This is a genomic window from Cellulomonas sp. P4_A2 (assembly GCF_056402515.1).
This window is the reverse complement of sequence record NZ_JBFUHG010000044.1, coordinates 1-738: the sequence shown is the minus strand read 5'-3', so window position 1 is coordinate 738 and position 738 is coordinate 1. Positions and strand designations below refer to the sequence as shown.

1 protein-coding gene is annotated in these 738 nt (G+C 69.6%); it reads right to left on the bottom strand.

Annotated elements, in window-relative coordinates; all coding sequences use genetic code 11:
• On the bottom strand, nucleotides 1-738 hold a 738-nt coding region (locus AC1DUE_RS19980), incomplete at both ends, for a DEAD/DEAH box helicase (protein ID WP_477041156.1).

The window sequence follows — 738 nt, the reverse complement described above, 5'->3', positions numbered from 1 at the left end:
CTCCGGTGCCGAGGACCGCGTCGGCCAGGGCCTGCTTGGCCGCCAGCATCTCGCCGATCCGGTCCTCGACGGTGCCTTCCGCGATCAGCCGGTGCACCTGGACGGGCTGTGTCTGCCCGATGCGGTACGCACGGTCCGTGGCCTGTTCCTCGACGGCCGGGTTCCACCAGCGGTCGTAGTGGATGACGTGGGCGGCGCGGGTGAGGTTCAGCCCGGTGCCGGCCGCCTTGAGGGAGAGCAGGAAGACGGGTACTTCGCCGGACTGGAAGCGGTCCACCATCCGTTCCCGCTCGGCCACCGGTGTTCCGCCGTGCAGGAGCTGGGAGGGGACGGCGCGCGAGGCGAGGTGCGCGGAGAGGAGGCGGGCCATCGTCACGTACTGGGTGAAGATCAGCACGGAGCCGTCCTCGGCGAGGATCGTGTCGAGCAGCTCGTCGAGCAGGGCGAGCTTGCCGGAGCGGCCGATGAGGCGGGTCGGTTCCTCCTTCAGATACTGCGCCGGGTGGTTGCAGATCTGCTTGAGCGAGGCCAACAGCTTCATGATCAGACCGCGGCGGGCGATGCCCTCCGAGGCTTCGATGAACGCCATGGTCTCGCGCACCGCCGCCTCGTAGAGCGTGGCCTGTTCGCGGGTGAGGAAGACGGGGTGGTCGGTCTCCGTCTTGGGCGGCAGCTCCGGGGCGATGCCCGGGTCGGACTTCTTGCGGCGCAGCAGGAACGGCCTGACCAGCCGGGAGA